At 50.9% G+C, this 16,542-nt stretch carries 14 protein-coding genes, 2 tRNA genes, 2 rRNA genes and 1 pseudogene; 13 read left to right on the top strand and 6 right to left on the bottom strand.

Annotation, left to right across the window (positions count from 1 at the left end; translation table 11 throughout):
- The first annotated feature begins 64 nt into the window (after nt 1–64).
- The 4 genes from SK35_RS23670 (at nt 65) to rrf (ending at nt 3,654) form a co-directional block, all read left to right on the top strand.
- A tRNA-Ile gene (locus SK35_RS23670) sits at nt 65–141 on the top strand.
- A 105-nt stretch (nt 142–246) separates the two neighbouring features.
- Nucleotides 247–322: transfer RNA gene (locus SK35_RS23665), tRNA-Ala, on the top strand.
- Nucleotides 323–531: 209 nt separating this feature from the next.
- Nucleotides 532–3,438, top strand: a 23S ribosomal RNA gene (locus SK35_RS23660).
- Between the two features lie 100 nt (nt 3,439–3,538).
- A 5S ribosomal RNA gene (gene rrf / locus SK35_RS23655) occupies nt 3,539–3,654 on the top strand.
- A gap of 338 nt (nt 3,655–3,992) precedes the next feature.
- On the opposite strand, the gene mobB is transcribed toward rrf, so the two are convergent.
- Together mobB and mobA are read right to left on the bottom strand one after the other, a co-directional pair.
- The gene (gene mobB / locus SK35_RS23650; RefSeq protein WP_103015350.1) at nt 3,993–4,511 is read right to left on the bottom strand and encodes a molybdopterin-guanine dinucleotide biosynthesis protein MobB; all 519 of its coding nucleotides are present in this window, start codon (nt 4,509–4,511) and stop codon (nt 3,993–3,995) included.
- Entirely contained in the window at nt 4,493–5,020 is a 528-nt protein-coding gene (gene mobA / locus SK35_RS23645; protein WP_230320601.1) for a molybdenum cofactor guanylyltransferase MobA, read from the bottom strand. Before mobA ends, mobB begins: the two co-directional genes overlap by 19 nt.
- A 126-nt stretch (nt 5,021–5,146) precedes the next feature.
- Between mobA and SK35_RS23640 the strand changes: the two genes are divergently transcribed.
- The 3 genes from SK35_RS23640 to dsbA all read left to right on the top strand — a co-directional run bounded on the left by SK35_RS23640 (nt 5,147) and on the right by dsbA (nt 7,119).
- Nucleotides 5,147–5,416, top strand: a complete 270-nt coding sequence (locus SK35_RS23640; RefSeq protein WP_003028616.1) for a YihD family protein — start codon at nt 5,147–5,149, stop codon at nt 5,414–5,416.
- Between the two features lie 76 nt (nt 5,417–5,492).
- Nucleotides 5,493–6,479: a serine/threonine protein kinase gene (locus SK35_RS23635; protein WP_048215210.1), complete on the top strand. Its 987-nt coding sequence runs from the start codon at nt 5,493–5,495 to the stop codon at nt 6,477–6,479.
- 16 nt (nt 6,480–6,495) lie between these two features.
- Nucleotides 6,496–7,119 carry a thiol:disulfide interchange protein DsbA gene (gene dsbA / locus SK35_RS23630; protein ID WP_003028621.1) on the top strand — a complete coding sequence of 208 codons (624 nt, stop codon included), beginning with the start codon at nt 6,496–6,498 and terminating at the stop codon, nt 7,117–7,119.
- A 13-nt stretch (nt 7,120–7,132) separates the two neighbouring features.
- Here the strand turns inward: dsbA and SK35_RS23625 are convergent, their stop codons facing one another.
- Nucleotides 7,133–7,987: an acyltransferase gene (locus tag SK35_RS23625; protein WP_231587334.1), complete on the bottom strand. Its 855-nt coding sequence runs from the start codon at nt 7,985–7,987 to the stop codon at nt 7,133–7,135.
- On the opposite strand from SK35_RS23625, the gene SK35_RS26965 reads away from it, so the two are divergent.
- From SK35_RS26965 to SK35_RS27175, 3 genes are all read left to right on the top strand, one after another.
- Nucleotides 7,881–8,216 carry a hypothetical protein gene (locus SK35_RS26965; protein WP_230320052.1) on the top strand — a complete coding sequence of 112 codons (336 nt, stop codon included), beginning with the start codon at nt 7,881–7,883 and terminating at the stop codon, nt 8,214–8,216. The genes SK35_RS23625 and SK35_RS26965 overlap by 107 nt on opposite strands.
- 215 nt (nt 8,217–8,431) lie before the next feature.
- A complete protein-coding gene (gene polA / locus SK35_RS23620) occupies nt 8,432–11,218 on the top strand; it encodes a DNA polymerase I (protein ID WP_048215208.1) in 2,787 nt (928 codons plus the stop codon).
- A gap of 166 nt (nt 11,219–11,384) precedes the next feature.
- Complete coding sequence (locus tag SK35_RS27175; protein ID WP_071892919.1) at nt 11,385–11,432, top strand: spot 42 RNA, inhibition of DNA synthesis; 48 nt, start codon at nt 11,385–11,387, stop codon at nt 11,430–11,432.
- Nucleotides 11,433–11,551: 119 nt separating this feature from the next.
- Here SK35_RS27175 and yihA read toward each other — a convergent pair whose 3' ends face one another.
- Nucleotides 11,552–12,184, bottom strand: coding sequence for a ribosome biogenesis GTP-binding protein YihA/YsxC (yihA, locus tag SK35_RS23615; RefSeq protein ID WP_071845249.1), 633 nt, complete (start codon nt 12,182–12,184; stop codon nt 11,552–11,554).
- A 209-nt stretch (nt 12,185–12,393) separates the two neighbouring features.
- Between yihA and SK35_RS26960 the strand changes: the two are divergent.
- The 3 genes and pseudogenes from SK35_RS26960 to hemN all read left to right on the top strand — a co-directional run bounded on the left by SK35_RS26960 (nt 12,394) and on the right by hemN (nt 14,820).
- Nucleotides 12,394–12,579, top strand: a pseudogene (locus SK35_RS26960) (hypothetical protein).
- 169 nt (nt 12,580–12,748) lie between these two features.
- Nucleotides 12,749–13,258, top strand: a complete 510-nt coding sequence (yihI, locus tag SK35_RS23610) for a Der GTPase-activating protein YihI (protein ID WP_003028627.1) — start codon at nt 12,749–12,751, stop codon at nt 13,256–13,258.
- Between the two features lie 188 nt (nt 13,259–13,446).
- Nucleotides 13,447–14,820 (top strand): oxygen-independent coproporphyrinogen III oxidase, encoded by a 1,374-nt coding sequence (gene hemN / locus SK35_RS23605; RefSeq protein WP_048215207.1) that lies wholly within the window; start codon nt 13,447–13,449, stop codon nt 14,818–14,820.
- Nucleotides 14,821–14,907: 87 nt separating this feature from the next.
- Here the strand turns inward: hemN and SK35_RS23600 are convergent, their stop codons facing one another.
- Complete coding sequence (locus SK35_RS23600; protein WP_020996121.1) at nt 14,908–15,018, bottom strand: YshB family small membrane protein; 111 nt, start codon at nt 15,016–15,018, stop codon at nt 14,908–14,910.
- A gap of 111 nt (nt 15,019–15,129) precedes the next feature.
- Nucleotides 15,130–16,539, bottom strand: coding sequence for a nitrogen regulation protein NR(I) (gene glnG / locus SK35_RS23595; protein WP_003825317.1), 1,410 nt, complete (start codon nt 16,537–16,539; stop codon nt 15,130–15,132).
- Between the last annotated feature and the right edge of the window lie 3 nt (nt 16,540–16,542).

The following is a 16,542-nucleotide window of genomic DNA, read 5'->3' as shown; positions in this document are numbered from 1 at the left end:
GAAACGTTCTTTGTAGTGCTCACACAGATTGTCTGATGAAAATTAGCAGTAAGAAAATCTCTGCAGGCTTGTAGCTCAGGTGGTTAGAGCGCACCCCTGATAAGGGTGAGGTCGGTGGTTCAAGTCCACTCAGGCCTACCAAATTCTTTCTGATACCGCGTTGTGAAACGACTCGCATACTTCAGTATGCTTCGCCGCTCCACGCCCTGTCTCAGCAAGAATTAAGGTGAATGAGATAACTACGATGGGGCTATAGCTCAGCTGGGAGAGCGCCTGCCTTGCACGCAGGAGGTCTGCGGTTCGATCCCGCATAGCTCCACCATCCCTTACTGCAAAAACACAAGAAAACTTCAGAGTGTACCTGAAAAGGTTCACTGCGAAGTTTTGCTCTTTAAAAATCTGGATCAAGCTGAAAATTGAAACGACACACTGTTTCATTTCTCCGTAATAAGAAATGGAAAATGGTGTGTTCGAGTCTCTCAAATTTTTGCAAGTCGATGATGAATCGAAAGAAACATCTTCGGGTTGTGAGGTTAAGCGACTAAGCGTACACGGTGGATGCCCTGGCAGTCAGAGGCGATGAAGGACGTGCTAATCTGCGATAAGCGTCGGTAAGGTGATATGAACCGTTATAACCGGCGATTTCCGAATGGGGAAACCCAGTGTGTTTTGACACACTATCATTATGTGAATACATAGCGTAATGAAGCGAACCGGGGGAACTGAAACATCTAAGTACCCCGAGGAAAAGAAATCAACCGAGATTCCCCCAGTAGCGGCGAGCGAACGGGGAGCAGCCCAGAGTCTGAATCAGCATGTGTGTTAGTGGAAGCGTCTGGAAAGTCGCACGATACAGGGTGAAAGTCCCGTACACAAAAGTGCATGTGTTGTGAACTCGAAGAGTAGGGCGGGACACGTGGTATCCTGTCTGAATATGGGGGGACCATCCTCCAAGGCTAAATACTCCTGACTGACCGATAGTGAACCAGTACCGTGAGGGAAAGGCGAAAAGAACCCCGGCGAGGGGAGTGAAAAAGAACCTGAAACCGTGTACGTACAAGCAGTGGGAGCACCCTTTGGGGTGTGACTGCGTACCTTTTGTATAATGGGTCAGCGACTTATATTCTGTAGCAAGGTTAACCGAATAGGGGAGCCGAAGGGAAACCGAGTCTTAACTGGGCGTTAAGTTGCAGGGTATAGACCCGAAACCCGGTGATCTAGCCATGGGCAGGTTGAAGGTTGGGTAACACTAACTGGAGGACCGAACCGACTAATGTTGAAAAATTAGCGGATGACTTGTGGCTGGGGGTGAAAGGCCAATCAAACCGGGAGATAGCTGGTTCTCCCCGAAAGCTATTTAGGTAGCGCCTCGTGAATTCATCTTCGGGGGTAGAGCACTGTTTCGGCTAGGGGGTCATCCCGACTTACCAACCCGATGCAAACTGCGAATACCGAAGAATGTTATCACGGGAGACACACGGCGGGTGCTAACGTCCGTCGTGAAGAGGGAAACAACCCAGACCGCCAGCTAAGGTCCCAAAGTCATGGTTAAGTGGGAAACGATGTGGGAAGGCACAGACAGCCAGGATGTTGGCTTAGAAGCAGCCATCATTTAAAGAAAGCGTAATAGCTCACTGGTCGAGTCGGCCTGCGCGGAAGATGTAACGGGGCTAAACCATGCACCGAAGCTGCGGCAGCGACACTATGTGTTGTTGGGTAGGGGAGCGTTCTGTAAGCCGTTGAAGGTGTATCGTGAGGTATGCTGGAGGTATCAGAAGTGCGAATGCTGACATAAGTAACGATAATGCGGGTGAAAAACCCGCACGCCGGAAGACCAAGGGTTCCTGTCCAACGTTAATCGGGGCAGGGTGAGTCGACCCCTAAGGCGAGGCCGAAAGGCGTAGTCGATGGGAAACAGGTTAATATTCCTGTACTTGGTGTTACTGCGAAGGGGGGACGGAGAAGGCTATGTTAGCCGGGCGACGGTTGTCCCGGTTTAAGCATGTAGGCGGAGGTTCCAGGTAAATCCGGTACCTTTTAACGCTGAGGTGTGATGACGAGGCACTACGGTGCTGAAGTAACAAATGCCCTGCTTCCAGGAAAAGCCTCTAAGCATCAGGTAACACGAAATCGTACCCCAAACCGACACAGGTGGTCAGGTAGAGAATACCAAGGCGCTTGAGAGAACTCGGGTGAAGGAACTAGGCAAAATGGTGCCGTAACTTCGGGAGAAGGCACGCTGATATGTAGGTGAAGTGATTTACTCATGGAGCTGAAATCAGTCGAAGATACCAGCTGGCTGCAACTGTTTATTAAAAACACAGCACTGTGCAAACACGAAAGTGGACGTATACGGTGTGACGCCTGCCCGGTGCCGGAAGGTTAATTGATGGGGTTATCCGTAAGGAGAAGCTCTTGATCGAAGCCCCGGTAAACGGCGGCCGTAACTATAACGGTCCTAAGGTAGCGAAATTCCTTGTCGGGTAAGTTCCGACCTGCACGAATGGCGTAATGATGGCCAGGCTGTCTCCACCCGAGACTCAGTGAAATTGAACTCGCTGTGAAGATGCAGTGTACCCGCGGCAAGACGGAAAGACCCCGTGAACCTTTACTATAGCTTGACACTGAACACTGGTCCTTGATGTGTAGGATAGGTGGGAGGCTTTGAAGTGTGGACGCCAGTCTGCATGGAGCCATCCTTGAAATACCACCCTTTAATGGCTGGTGTTCTAACGTAGACCCGTAATCCGGGTTGCGGACAGTGTCTGGTGGGTAGTTTGACTGGGGCGGTCTCCTCCTAAAGAGTAACGGAGGAGCACGAAGGTTAGCTAATCCTGGTCGGACATCAGGAGGTTAGTGCAAAGGCATAAGCTAGCTTGACTGCGAGAGTGACGGCTCGAGCAGGTGCGAAAGCAGGTCTTAGTGATCCGGTGGTTCTGAATGGAAGGGCCATCGCTCAACGGATAAAAGGTACTCCGGGGATAACAGGCTGATACCGCCCAAGAGTTCATATCGACGGCGGTGTTTGGCACCTCGATGTCGGCTCATCACATCCTGGGGCTGAAGTAGGTCCCAAGGGTATGGCTGTTCGCCATTTAAAGTGGTACGCGAGCTGGGTTTAGAACGTCGTGAGACAGTTCGGTCCCTATCTGCCGTGGGCGCTGGAGAATTGAGGGGGGCTGCTCCTAGTACGAGAGGACCGGAGTGGACGCATCACTGGTGTTCGGGTTGTCATGCCAATGGCATTGCCCGGTAGCTAAATGCGGAAGAGATAAGTGCTGAAAGCATCTAAGCACGAAACTTGCCCCGAGATGAGTTCTCCCTGACCCTTTAAGGGTCCTGAAGGAACGTTGAAGACGACGACGTTGATAGGTCGGGTGTGTAAGTGTAGCGATACATTGAGCTAACCGATACTAATGAACCGTGAGGCTTAACCTTACAACGCCGAAGATGTTTTGGCGAAGAGACAGACACAAGATTCAGTTTGATTACAGATTACATCGACATGCCCAGGAGGTGTGTTGATAAACAGAATTTGCCTGGCGGCTGTAGCGCGGTGGTCCCACCTGACCCCATGCCGAACTCAGAAGTGAAACGCCGTAGCGCCGATGGTAGTGTGGGGTCTCCCCATGCGAGAGTAGGGAACTGCCAGGCATCAAATAAAAGCGAAAGGCTCAGTCGAAAGACTGGGCCTTTTGTTTTATCTGTTGTCTGTCGGTGAGCGCTCTCCTGCCCAGGACAAATCCGCCGGGAGCGGATTTGAACGTTGCGCAGCAACGGCCCGGAGGGTGGCGGGCAGGACGCCGCCATAAACTGCCAGGCATTAATTTAGTGAAGAAGCCCATCCTGACGGATGGGCTTTTTTGCGTCTGTGCGGGATGAAAACCGCCGGATGCGGCGTACCGCCTTATCCGGCCTACAAAAGCCCGTCAGTGAATGCGTTTCAGTAGGCCTGATAAGCGCAGCGCATCAGGCACATCATAACAACACGGTTACCATCTTATCCATTGCGTAACAAAATCAGCAAGTTGCTGTATGTCGTTGATATCTAACAATGGAACATCTACCGCCAGCGGAACATCACTGGCAACCGCGATAACATATTCGTCTATCGCCAATTCTTCAGGACTATGCCCGCAACCGTCGCGAAAAAGCACGATCTTAGCGACAGGTTCATGCTTAAACCCTTCAACCAGCACCAGGTCCAACGTTGCTGCATCCATCCGGCTTACCAGATACGCTAAATCCAGTTCGGGCTCTTCCGGTGTTTCTACCATTAACGCCCAACGTTGCTGGCTGGCGACCAGCGTTTGTGCTGCACCGGCTTTACGCAGTTCATAGCTATCTTTACCGGGCTTGTCGACATCCATATTGTGATGAGTATGTTTAATCAATCCGGGACGTATACCTCTGGCACGTAGCTCCGGGATCAACTTTTTGAGCAGCGTGGTTTTTCCCGTACCGCTCCATGCCGCAATGGCGAGTAATGGGATCATGATTTTTCCTGCCATTTTGCGAGCTCTTCGGGGGTGTTTACGTTTACGAACGCATCTTTATGATCGCTGAAATCGACAGCATGACCGCCAGCCAGACGCATAAAGACCATAACGCGTCGTTCACCGGACTGAAGATAATCCTGTAGCAACGGCTGCATAGAGCGGTGCATCAGCGCAATGGTTGGGTGATCTCTTTCACCATCATGCACCCAGACAACCGGTGCAGCTTTGCGCTGCTCTTTTAAACGAGCGACCAGATCGTGAGGAATATAGGGCATATCGCACGGGCAGAACAAAAACCACTCCCCCGTTTGCTGCAGGAATACCGATAGCATCCCGGCGAGTGGGCCAGGGAAATCGGCCAATGAATCGGGAATAACTTTCAGGCCGCTTTGCTGGTATATATCCCGGTGGCGATTGGCATTAACCACCACGGTTTCGACCTGCAAAGCGAGAATGTCGGCCACATGCCGCCAAAGAGGTTTACCGTCCAGTTCAAGCAGACCTTTATCGGTTCCACCCATCCGTCTGGCCTTACCGCCAGCCAGCACAACCCCTGTTATTGCACTATCCAGAATCACTGATATCGCCTCTTTTAATGTGGGATTGACCCTGCTAACGTATCTGTATTGAGCCTAAGGAGCACAACCATGAAATGTAAACGTCTGAATGAAGTTATTGAACTCCTCCAGCCTGCCTGGCAGAAGGAACCCGATCTTAACCTGATGCAATTTTTGCAGAAACTGGCGCAAGAGTCAGGTTTTGACGGCGAACTGGCGGATTTAACTGATGACATTCTGATCTATCACCTGAAAATGCGAGACTCAGCGAAGGATGCTGTCATCCCAGGTATTCAGAAAGATTATGAAGAAGATTTTAAAACCGCACTACTCCGCGCTCGTGGTGTAATTAAAGAGTAAAAGCTTGTAATCGCCGCCACCGAAAGCGCTGCGAAATGATATCCTGAATCATTCGTAGTATTTTCCGGATGATGGGATGAACGACAACGCTTTTAATTTCCAGACGCTACACCCGGATACCATCATGGATGCACTGTTTGAGCAGGGGATCCGGGTGGACTCCGGGCTTACCCCGCTTAACAGCTATGAAAACCGTGTCTATCAATTCCAGGACGAAGACCGTCGACGCTTTGTTGTTAAGTTTTATCGCCCTGAACGCTGGTCTGTCGATCAGATCCAGGAAGAGCACCAGTTTGCTCTGGAACTGGTAAGCGATGAAGTCCCGGTAGCTGCGCCGTTGGTACTGAACGGCCAAACGCTGTTAAGCCATCAGGGTTTCCATTATGCGATCTTCCCCAGCGTCGGTGGACGACAGTTTGAAGCTGACAACATCGATCAGATGGAGGCGGTGGGGCGCTATCTCGGGCGTATGCACCAGACCGGATGCAAGCGTACTTTTACCTTCCGACCGACGATTGGCCTTGAAGAATACCTGACTGAGCCGCGTAAAGTTTTTGAACACGCACAGCTTATCCCATCAGGGCAAAAAGCGGCTTTCCTGAAGGCAACGGATGCGCTTATCGCGGTGGTTACCGAACGCTGGCATACTCGTTTTACTACGTTACGCCTGCACGGTGATTGTCATGCCGGTAATATTCTGTGGCGCGATGGCCCGATGTTTGTCGATTTAGATGATGCCCGCAATGGTCCGGCTATTCAGGATTTATGGATGCTTCTCAATGGTGATAAAGCTGAACAACGCATGCAGCTAGAAACCATTATCGAGGCTTATGAAGAGTTTAGTGAGTTCGACATCTCTGAAATCGGACTGATAGAACCTTTACGCGCTATGCGTTTAGTTTATTATCTTGCCTGGCTGATTCGACGTTGGGCTGACCCTGCGTTCCCAAAAAACTTCCCGTGGTTAACCGGGGAAGATTACTGGCATCGTCAGACCGCGACCTTTATTGAGCAGGCAAAAATTCTGCAAGAGCCCCCCTTACAATTAACGCCAATGTATTAATCGGAGAAACTTGAACATGAAAAAAATATGGCTGGCGCTGGCTGGTATGGTCTTAGCTTTTAGCGCATCTGCAGCGCAGTTCCAGGATGGTAAACAATACATCACCCTGGAGAAGCCTGTTGCGGGTGAACCGCAAGTGTTGGAGTTCTTCTCCTTCTACTGCCCGCACTGCTATCAGTTTGAAGAAGTGCTTCATGTATCTGATAACGTGAAGAAAAAACTGCCGGAAGGCACCAAGATGACCAAGTACCACGTCGAGTTTCTCGGGCCGTTGGGCAAAGATCTGACGCAGGCATGGGCGGTTGCAATGGCGCTGGGCGTTGAAGATCAGGTCACTGTTCCGCTGTTTGAAGGGGTTCAGAAAACCCAGACCGTTCAGTCTGTTGCTGATATCCGTAAAGTGTTTGTCGATGCGGGTATTAAAGGCGAAGACTATGATGCGGCATGGAACAGCTTCGTAGTGAAATCTCTCGTGGCACAGCAGGAAAAAGCAGCGGCTGATTTACAGCTGCAGGGCGTTCCGGCGATGTTCGTGAATGGCAAATATCAGGTCAACCCGCAGGGCATGGATACCAGCAGCATGGATATCTTTGTACAACAGTATGCGGATACCGTGAAATACCTGGTCGGTCAGAAGTAAAAGCAAAAGCCGGTCACTGACCGGCTTTTTTATTTGCAGCTTTAATCGCGTCGAGCTGCGCGTCTTTCTCACTCCACAGCGTATTCAACCACAGCTGAAAGCGGCGCTTGAATGCCTTATCGTTCACGTAATCACCGTGTAACTCTTCATGGATTGGCTCCAGATTCACCCGCACGACAATCCTCGTTAGCTTACCGCTCAGCATATCGTAGAACGGTCGGCTACTGTTTTCCGGATAGCACAACGTGACATCCAGCATTTTATCGAACTGTGACCCCAGCACATTTAATGCCATCGCAATACCGGCCGCCTTGGGTGGGAGCAGGTTTTGATAAGGAGAACGGGTTTGCTCACGCTTCTCATGAGTAAACCGCGAACCTTCGACAAAATTCACAATGGTTGTCGGGTGCGCACGAAATTTCTCGCAGGAACGACGCGTCGTTTCGACATCTTTACCACGGCGTTCCGGATGGCGAAGCAGATAGCCACGTGAATAGCGTTTCATAAACGGCATATCCAGAGCCCAGCAAGCCAGGCCAATAAAGGGCACCCAGGCCAACTGCTGCTTGAGGAAATATTTATTCATCGGGATGTGCTTACGGAACAGAACGCAAAGCACAACGATATCGGCCCAGCTGTAATGATTACAAATGAGCAGATACCAGTTTTTCTTGCTAAGACCTTCCAGTCCTTCAACATCCCACTTCAGCCGTGGATTAAGGTGCAGCAGTAGCGCCAGACCTTCACACCAGCAGTACATCATGAAATTACAGAAGACAGAAACCTTGCGCCAGACGACAGGAATGGGCAAAAGGAGTTTCACAACCCCGGCAAGGATGATCGGCACAGAACAAAAAATTGTGACCAATATGGTCAATACGATACTCAGCAACAGCGTTATCGCAGCGAGTATTCTCGTCATAATTAAATTATTCAAAAGGTTAGCCATAGACAGTGCGCGAAAGAGGCGCAAGGGGCTGATTTTATCAGAAAACGAACCAAATGATGGATCTTCCCTGAATAGAAAAAAAGAGAATATCTATCCACATCAGGATATAAGCTGTAAAAATGGAATAAAATGCCGTGAGTTTATTTAACCAATTGAAAATGTTGTATAAATACAATGGAGCATTAATTGCCTTGCTATATTTAAAGAGCTGAAAATTATTTATTCACAAAGTTATCCACAGCTATCTTTGCGAGCAAAGCAGAAGATCTGCAAAAGTTTTTCGACAAATGCGGCGAAAAACTCATGTTTTCATCCTGTCTGTGGCATCCTTTACCCATAATCTGATAAACAGGCACGGACATTATGGTTCAGATCCCAGAAAACCCACTTATCCTTGTAGATGGCTCATCTTACCTGTATCGCGCATACCACGCGTTCCCACCGCTGACTAACAGCGCAGGAGAACCTACGGGCGCGATGTACGGTGTCCTCAACATGCTGCGTAGCTTGATTCTGCAATATCAACCAACCCATGCAGCGGTGGTATTCGACGCCAAGGGTAAAACCTTCCGTGATGAATTATTCGAACATTATAAGTCTCACCGCCCACCGATGCCGGACGATCTGCGTGCGCAGATTGAACCTCTGCATGCGATGGTAAAGGCGATGGGGTTGCCACTGTTGGCTGTTTCTGGCGTGGAGGCGGACGATGTTATCGGTACGCTGGCGCGGGAAGCAGAGAAGATCGGTCGCCCGGTGCTGATTAGTACCGGTGATAAAGATATGGCTCAGTTGGTGACGCCGAATATCACCCTAATCAACACCATGACCAATACGATCCTCGGCCCGGAGGAAGTGGTGAATAAGTACGGCGTCCCGCCGGAACTGATCATCGATTTCCTGGCGCTGATGGGGGATTCCTCAGATAACATTCCTGGCGTTCCAGGCGTAGGCGAAAAAACCGCTCAGGCACTACTGCAGGGGCTGGGTGGGCTGGATACCCTCTATGCCGAATCAGACAAAATAGCGGGGCTGACCTTCCGTGGTGCGAAAACCATGGCAGGCAAACTTGAGCAGAACAAAGAGGTGGCGTACCTCTCTTATCAATTGGCTACCATCAAAACGGATGTTGAGCTGGAATTGACCTGTGAGCAGCTTGAAGTGCGTCAGCCCGCTGCAGAAGAACTGCTTGGCCTGTTTAAACAGTATGAATTTAAACGTTGGGTTACCGACGTTGAAGCGGGTAAATGGCTACAGGCGAAAGGGACGAAGCCGGCGGCAAAACCGCAAGAAACTATTGTCGTCGATGAAACGCCTGAGGAGCCGGCCACGGTTCTTTCGTATGAAAACTATGTGACGATTCTGGACGAAGCGACGCTGGAAGAGTGGATCGCTAAGCTGAAAAAAGCACCAGTCTTTGCCTTCGATACTGAAACTGACAGCCTGGACAACATTTCCGCGAATCTGGTTGGCCTGTCTTTTGCCATTGAACCGGGTGTGGCTGCGTATGTTCCTGTTGCCCACGATTACCTGGATGCCCCTGACCAGATCGCGCGCGACCGCGCGCTGGAGCTGCTGAAGCCGCTGCTGGAAGATGAGAACGCGCACAAAGTCGGGCAAAACCTGAAGTACGATCGCGGCATCCTGGCGAACTATGGCATCGAGCTGCGCGGCATCACCTTTGACACCATGCTCGAATCCTACATTCTTAACAGCGTCGCTGGACGACACGATATGGACAGCCTGTCGGACCGCTGGCTGAAACATAAAACCATCACCTTTGAAGAGATCGCCGGAAAAGGCAAAAACCAGCTGACCTTTAACCAGATAGCACTGGAAGAGGCTGGTCGTTACGCTGCGGAAGACGCCGACGTTACGCTACAGCTGCATCTGAAGATGTGGCCAGAATTGCAGCAGCATAAAGGGCCGTTGAACGTCTTTGAAAATATCGATATGCCGCTGGTGCCGGTTTTGTCTCGCGTTGAGCGCAACGGTGTGAAAATCGATCCGGCTGTTCTGCACAAGCATTCAGAAGAGCTGACGCTGCGTTTGAATGAGCTGGAGCAAAAAGCGCACGAGATCGCCGGAGAAGCGTTTAACCTCTCTTCCACTAAGCAACTGCAAACTATCCTGTTTGAAAAGCAGGGTATTAAGCCGTTGAAGAAAACCCCTGGCGGCGCGCCATCAACGTCGGAAGAGGTACTGGAAGAGCTCGCGCTGGATTACCCATTGCCGAAAGTGATCCTGGAATATCGTGGTTTAGCAAAACTGAAGTCGACCTATACGGATAAGCTTCCGTTGATGATTAACAAGAAAACCGGGCGCGTGCACACCTCATACCATCAGGCGGTTACTGCCACCGGGCGCTTGTCTTCAACGGATCCAAACCTGCAAAACATCCCGGTACGTAATGAGGAAGGTCGTCGTATTCGTCAGGCGTTCATTGCGCCAGAAGACTACCTGATTGTCTCTGCGGACTACTCACAGATTGAACTGCGTATCATGGCGCACCTTTCACGTGATAAAGGTCTGCTTACCGCGTTTGCCGAAGGGAAAGACATTCACCGCGCAACGGCGGCAGAAGTCTTTGGTTTACCGCTTGATTCTGTGACCAGCGAGCAACGCCGCAGCGCTAAAGCCATTAACTTCGGTTTGATCTACGGGATGAGCGCCTTTGGTTTGGCACGCCAGTTGAATATTCCGCGCAAAGAAGCACAGAAGTACATGGATCTCTACTTCGAACGCTACCCTGGTGTGTTGGAATACATGGAACGCACCCGCGCGCAGGCGAAAGAGCAAGGCTATGTAGAAACGCTGGAAGGTCGCCGTCTCTATTTACCGGATATTAAATCCAGTAATGGTGCTCGTCGCGCTGGTGCTGAACGTGCGGCTATTAACGCCCCGATGCAGGGAACTGCCGCAGACATTATCAAACGAGCCATGATTGCCGTGGATGGATGGCTGCAAACCGAGCAACCGCGCGTGCGCATGATCATGCAGGTACACGATGAACTGGTGTTTGAAGTGCACAAAGATGATCTGGAAAGCGTCTCCAAAAAGATCCACCAACTGATGGAAAACGAGACTCAGATTGACGTGCCGTTGCTGGTGGAAGTCGGGAGTGGTGAAAACTGGGATCAGGCGCACTAAGGGTTTACTTAATAACGCGCCTTTTTCGTAACTAAGCAACATAAGAGAGAGCTTTTTGTGATGTCCATTAGAATTTCCTATGTAAGGAATGAAAAAAAATTACAAAAAGTGCTTTCTGAGCTGCTCAAAAAAGAGTAAAGTTATTCTCGTAGGGTACAGAGGTAAGATGTTCTATCTTTCAGACCTTTTACTTCACGTAATCGGATTTGGCTGAATATTTTAGCCGCCCCAGTCAGTAATGACTGGGGCGTTTTTTATTGTGCGAAAGAAAAGTTTTGCACATGCTGTAGGCCGGATAAGACGCGCAGCGGCGTCATCCGGCATATCGGTGGGTTATTCCTCTTCCTGCACCTCTTCAACCGGTGCCAGTTCACTAAACCAGCTATCCAGTTTTTGCCGCAGTTTGTCCACACCCAGTTTTTTCAGCGATGAAAATGCTTCTACCTGCACATCACCGTTAAATGCCAGTACGGCTTCACGTACCATATTCAGCTGCGCTTTGCGTGCACCGCTGGCCAGCTTATCTGCTTTAGTCAGCAGTACCAGAACCTGAACGTTGCTCTCAACTGCCCATAGGATCATCTGTTGATCGAGATCTTTTAACGGATGACGAATATCCATCAGCACTACCAGACCTTGCAGGCTCTGACGCTTTTCCAGATATTCAGCCAGCGCGCGCTGCCATTTACGCTTCATTTCTTCTGGAACTTCGGCATAACCGTATCCTGGCAAATCGACCAGGCGTTTGCCGTCAACGACTTCAAACAGGTTGATGAGCTGAGTACGACCCGGCGTTTTAGATGTACGCGCCAGACCTTTTTGATTCGTCAGGGTATTTAGCGCACTGGATTTGCCTGCGTTGGAACGGCCAGCAAAAGCCACTTCGATACCGGTATCGGAAGGTAAGTGGCGAATATCAGGCGCACTCATCACAAAGTGCGTCTGTTGATAATTCAAGTTAGTCAAAGCAGTCCTCTCCATCAATCAGGGCTTTGCAGCGATTATACCTGAACCCCAGCAAAAGGCTGGTTTTTCGACGAGTGGGCTGTGTAAGTAAAAACCTCGCGCTTTGTGAGACATTGCCGACAGTTTCTATACGAGATGACAGAGTAAAAAATGACAGAACTAAAATAAATCATATGGTTACATTTGGGCGCTATTCTTAAAATCAGAAATTGTTACCCAGGTTACTTGTACGTTTAAACCAAAACGGTAAAGTAGCGTCCATAGCGAGGAAGCTGAAAGGATAGACGACTCAGGATGAGGGTCAGGAGCGCCAGGAGGCGAAGACACAGGATTGTCAGGAAGACAAACGTCCGGAGACGTTAGTAAAAGGAAATGGAAACAACACGGAATGTTAGAGGCTAAGGGAAAAACAGGGTGTGTTGATAGCCAACAGGGATTGTAGAGCCCGTAAGGGTTGAGAGTCAGGAAAAAAGGCGACAGATTACTCTGTCGCCTTTTTTCTTTATTTCTGCTAGATTCCGGCGCAATTATATACGGAATAAAAACAGCCAAAGACGAATCATGATGAAACCAACTTCTACACCACGCGGTAAAGGTCCTGCAAAAGCGCGTCGTAAAACACGCGAAGAAATTAACCAGGAAGCTCGCGACCGTAAGCGCCAGAAAAAACACCGTGGTCATGCGGCAGGTAGCCGTGCGTCCGGTAGCGAAGGCGCATCTGGTGGCGGAAACCAAAATAAGCAAAAAGATCCTCGTATTGGCAGCAAAACCCCCATTCCATTGGGCGTGACCGAAAAAGTCACCAAACAGCACAAACCGAAGAGTGAGAAACCTATGCTTTCACCACAGGCTGAGTTGGATTTACTGGAAACGGATGAGCGCCTGGATGCGCTGCTGGAGCGTCTTGAAGCAGGAGAAACCCTGAGCGCGGAAGATCAGTCCTGGGTTGATGCCAAGCTGGATCGCATCGATGAGCTGATGCAAAAGCTGGGTCTTTCTTACGATGACGAGGAAGAAGAGGAAGAAGAAGAAAAGCAGGAAGACATGATGCGCCTGCTGAAAGGCGGCAACTAACGGTTTTACACCGTGGGTCTTCCCGTCCTGCTTATAACCCTTCCGGTTATATGTTATCTGGTGTGGTTATTCGTTAAACTACAGCGGTTGTCGCGGCGACAGAAGTGGCTGCGCAACCGACTTATCACCCGTACTGGGGTTAAGTCGGTACGCCGTACCCGCCAGAGACGCCATCGGAAGGAGTGAGCATGTCAGAGCAGTTAATAGACTGGGACCTGGCCCTGATCCAGAAATATAACTATTCCGGGCCACGATATACCTCGTACCCGACCGCGCTGGAGTTTTCTGAAGACTACGGCACTGAAGCATTTCTAAAGGCCGTGGCGCGTTATCCTGAGCGTCCTCTCTCGCTGTACGTTCACATCCCGTTCTGCCACAAGCTGTGCTACTTCTGCGGCTGTAACAAGGTCGTGACTCGCCAGCAGCATAAAGCCGATCAATACCTCGATGTCTTAGAACAAGAAATTATTCATCGCGCACCGCTGTTCGCCGGACGTCATGTCAGTCAGCTGCACTGGGGCGGCGGCACGCCAACGTATCTGAATAAAGCGCAAATCAGTCGTTTGATGTCGCTGCTGCGTGGCAACTTTAACTTTAACGACGACGCTGAAATCTCGATCGAAGTGGATCCGCGTGAAATTGAGCTGGATGTGCTCGATCATTTACGTGCTGAAGGTTTTAACCGCCTGAGCATGGGGGTACAGGACTTCAACAAAGAAGTTCAGCGCCTGGTGAACCGTGAGCAGGATGAGGAGTTTATCTTTGCGCTGCTGAATCATGCGCGGGAGATTGGTTTTACCTCAACAAATATCGATCTGATTTATGGCCTGCCAAAACAGACGCCGGAAAGTTTTGCCTTTACCCTGAAACGCGTTGCTGAGCTGAATCCAGACCGACTGAGCGTCTTTAACTACGCGCACCTGCCAACGCTGTTTGCCGCTCAGCGCAAAATTAAAGATGCCGACCTGCCCAGCGCGCAGCAGAAACTGGATATCTTGCAGGAGACCATCTCGTCACTGACCGAAACCGGTTATCAGTTTATTGGTATGGATCATTTTGCCCGCCCAGATGACGAATTGGCCATTGCACAACGCGAGGGTGTTCTGCATCGCAATTTCCAGGGCTATACCACCCAGGGTGATACCGATCTGCTGGGAATGGGCGTGTCAGCCATTAGTATGATTGGTGACAACTACGCGCAGAACCAGAAAGAGCTGAAGCGCTATTATCAGCAGGTAGACGAGCAGGGGAACGCGCTGTGGCGCGGAATCGCCCTGACCCGCGACGACTGCATTCGTCGGGATGTTATTAAGCTCCTGATCTGTAACTTCCGCCTCGACTATGCCGCTGTGGAACAGCAATGGGATCTGAACTTCGCTGACTATTTTGCCGAAGACCTGAAACTGCTGGCACCGCTGGCGAAGGATGGGCTGGTGGATGTCGATGAGAAGGGGATTCAGGTCACGCCGAAGGGCCGTCTGCTGATCCGTAATATTTGCATGTGCTTCGATGCGTATCTGCGCCAGAAAGCGCGGATGCAGCAATTCTCGCGGGTGATTTAACGCTTTACCGGGTGGCGCTTCGCTTACTGTGCCTACGAAAATCTCAATACGTAGGTCGGGTAAGCGAAGCGCCATCCGGCGAACCCGCTAACTGAACAGCCCAACCAGCGCTGCGCACAATACTGCGGCGACCGCAGTTTGTGGCGTATGGCTTTCGACCGCACCGCTCGACAGCAGATTAATGATTGATTCCAGCATGATGACTTCCCCCGTTAGTCGGGCACGATCATACTTAACTCATCGGAACAGTAAAGCGCAAAATAGCAGCTATTTGCGCTCAATTATTAATCTTTACACAGTGACGATATGTCACTCCATTCCGAGTTCTTTTAGCTTACGCGTCAAGGTATTACGACCCCAACCGAGCAAGCGTGCCGCTTCCTGTTTATGCCCCTGGGTATGGCGTAGCGCGGTAGTCAATAGCGTACGCTCCATCTCTGGTTGGGCCTCAGAAAGCAAGTTTTGATGACCGGAGCGTAATGCCCGATCCGCCCACTGTGCCAATAGCGTCGCCCAACTATCCGGCTGCATATGGGACGGTGCGTCTGGCACAGAGGTTTCAAACAGCTCGGTTGGTAAGTCCTGAATCAGGACTTCCTGCCCGGCGGCCATGACGGTTAACCAGCGGCAGGTGTTCTCAAGCTGACGTACGTTACCTGGCCAGGCCAGACGGGTGAGCGCAGCCTCGGTTTCCGGGTGTAATTGTTTGGCTTCCACCCCCAGTTCGCGGGCGGCCTCCTGCAGGAAATGACGCGCCAGGCGGGGGATATCTTCCCGACGTTCACGCAGTGGCGGCAGATGTACCCGGATGACGTTCAGGCGATGGAATAAGTCCTCACGGAATTTGCCTTCCTGCACGCGTAGTTCAAGATTCTGGTGCGTGGCGGCGATAATGCGTACATCTACCTTTACGGGCGCGTAACCGCCAACGCGGTAAAACTGTCCGTCGGCTAATACGCGCAATAAACGCGTTTGCACGTCCAGCGGCATATCGCCAATTTCATCGAGGAACAGCGTACCGCCGTCTGCCTGTTCAAAGCGCCCCTGACGAATGGTATTCGCCCCGGTAAACGCGCCTTTCTCGTGGCCAAACAGCTCAGATTCGATCAAATCTTTCGGGATTGCCGCCATGTTCAGCGCGATAAACGGCGCTTTGACGCGCGGGCTATGACGGTGCAACGCATGGGCGACCAGCTCTTTACCGGTTCCTGACTCCCCATTAATCAATACGCTGATTGAAGACCGGGACAGGCGACCAATAATGCGAAAGACGTCCTGCATTGCTGGCGCTTCGCCGATGATGTCGGTTGTGGGGCCATTGATCTGAACATTGCGCGGCTGCTGCTGTTCCTGATAATGACTGATGGCGCGCTCGACCAGCGCCACCGCTTCATCAATATCAAAAGGTTTGGGCAGATAATCAAACGCTCCTTGCTGATAGGCGCTGACGGCAGCATCCAGATCGGAGTGCGCGGTCATTATGATGACCGGAAGCATCGGATGCCGCTGTTTAATCTGTTTTAACAGCGTCAGGCCGTCCATACCCGGCATGCGGATATCCGACAACAGCACGTCCGGCGTTTTGCTGGCCAGCGCGTCCAGTACCTCTTTACCACTTTCAAATGTGGTACAGCTTAGCCCTGCCCCTGCGAGCGCACGTTCAAGCACCCAACGGATGGAACTATCGTCATCAACGACCCAGACTATTCCTCGTTGCATAAA

Source organism: Citrobacter sp. MGH105, assembly GCF_001037485.2.
GTDB lineage: Bacteria > Pseudomonadota > Gammaproteobacteria > Enterobacterales > Enterobacteriaceae > Citrobacter > Citrobacter portucalensis.
Note: the sequence above shows the minus strand (reverse complement) of the source record. Positions and strands in the feature narration are given on the sequence as shown.

Bases quoted from the DNA above. Each gene is read 5' to 3' on its own strand.
- mobB (WP_103015350.1), bottom strand. From the start codon at position 4,511: ATGGCAGGAAAAATCATGATCCCATTACTCGCCATTGCGGCATGGAGC.
- mobA (WP_230320601.1), bottom strand. From the start codon at position 5,020: ATGGGTGGAACCGATAAAGGTCTGCTTGAACTGGACGGTAAACCTCTT.
- SK35_RS23640 (WP_003028616.1), top strand. From the start codon at position 5,147: ATGAAATGTAAACGTCTGAATGAAGTTATTGAACTCCTCCAGCCTGCC.
- SK35_RS23635 (WP_048215210.1), top strand. From the start codon at position 5,493: ATGAACGACAACGCTTTTAATTTCCAGACGCTACACCCGGATACCATC.
- dsbA (WP_003028621.1), top strand. From the start codon at position 6,496: ATGAAAAAAATATGGCTGGCGCTGGCTGGTATGGTCTTAGCTTTTAGC.
- SK35_RS26965 (WP_230320052.1), top strand. From the start codon at position 7,881: ATGAAATTACAGAAGACAGAAACCTTGCGCCAGACGACAGGAATGGGC.
- polA (WP_048215208.1), top strand. From the start codon at position 8,432: ATGGTTCAGATCCCAGAAAACCCACTTATCCTTGTAGATGGCTCATCT.
- yihI (WP_003028627.1), top strand. From the start codon at position 12,749: ATGAAACCAACTTCTACACCACGCGGTAAAGGTCCTGCAAAAGCGCGT.
- hemN (WP_048215207.1), top strand. From the start codon at position 13,447: ATGTCAGAGCAGTTAATAGACTGGGACCTGGCCCTGATCCAGAAATAT.
- SK35_RS23600 (WP_020996121.1), bottom strand. From the start codon at position 15,018: ATGCTGGAATCAATCATTAATCTGCTGTCGAGCGGTGCGGTCGAAAGC.
- glnG (WP_003825317.1), bottom strand. From the start codon at position 16,539: ATGCAACGAGGAATAGTCTGGGTCGTTGATGACGATAGTTCCATCCGT.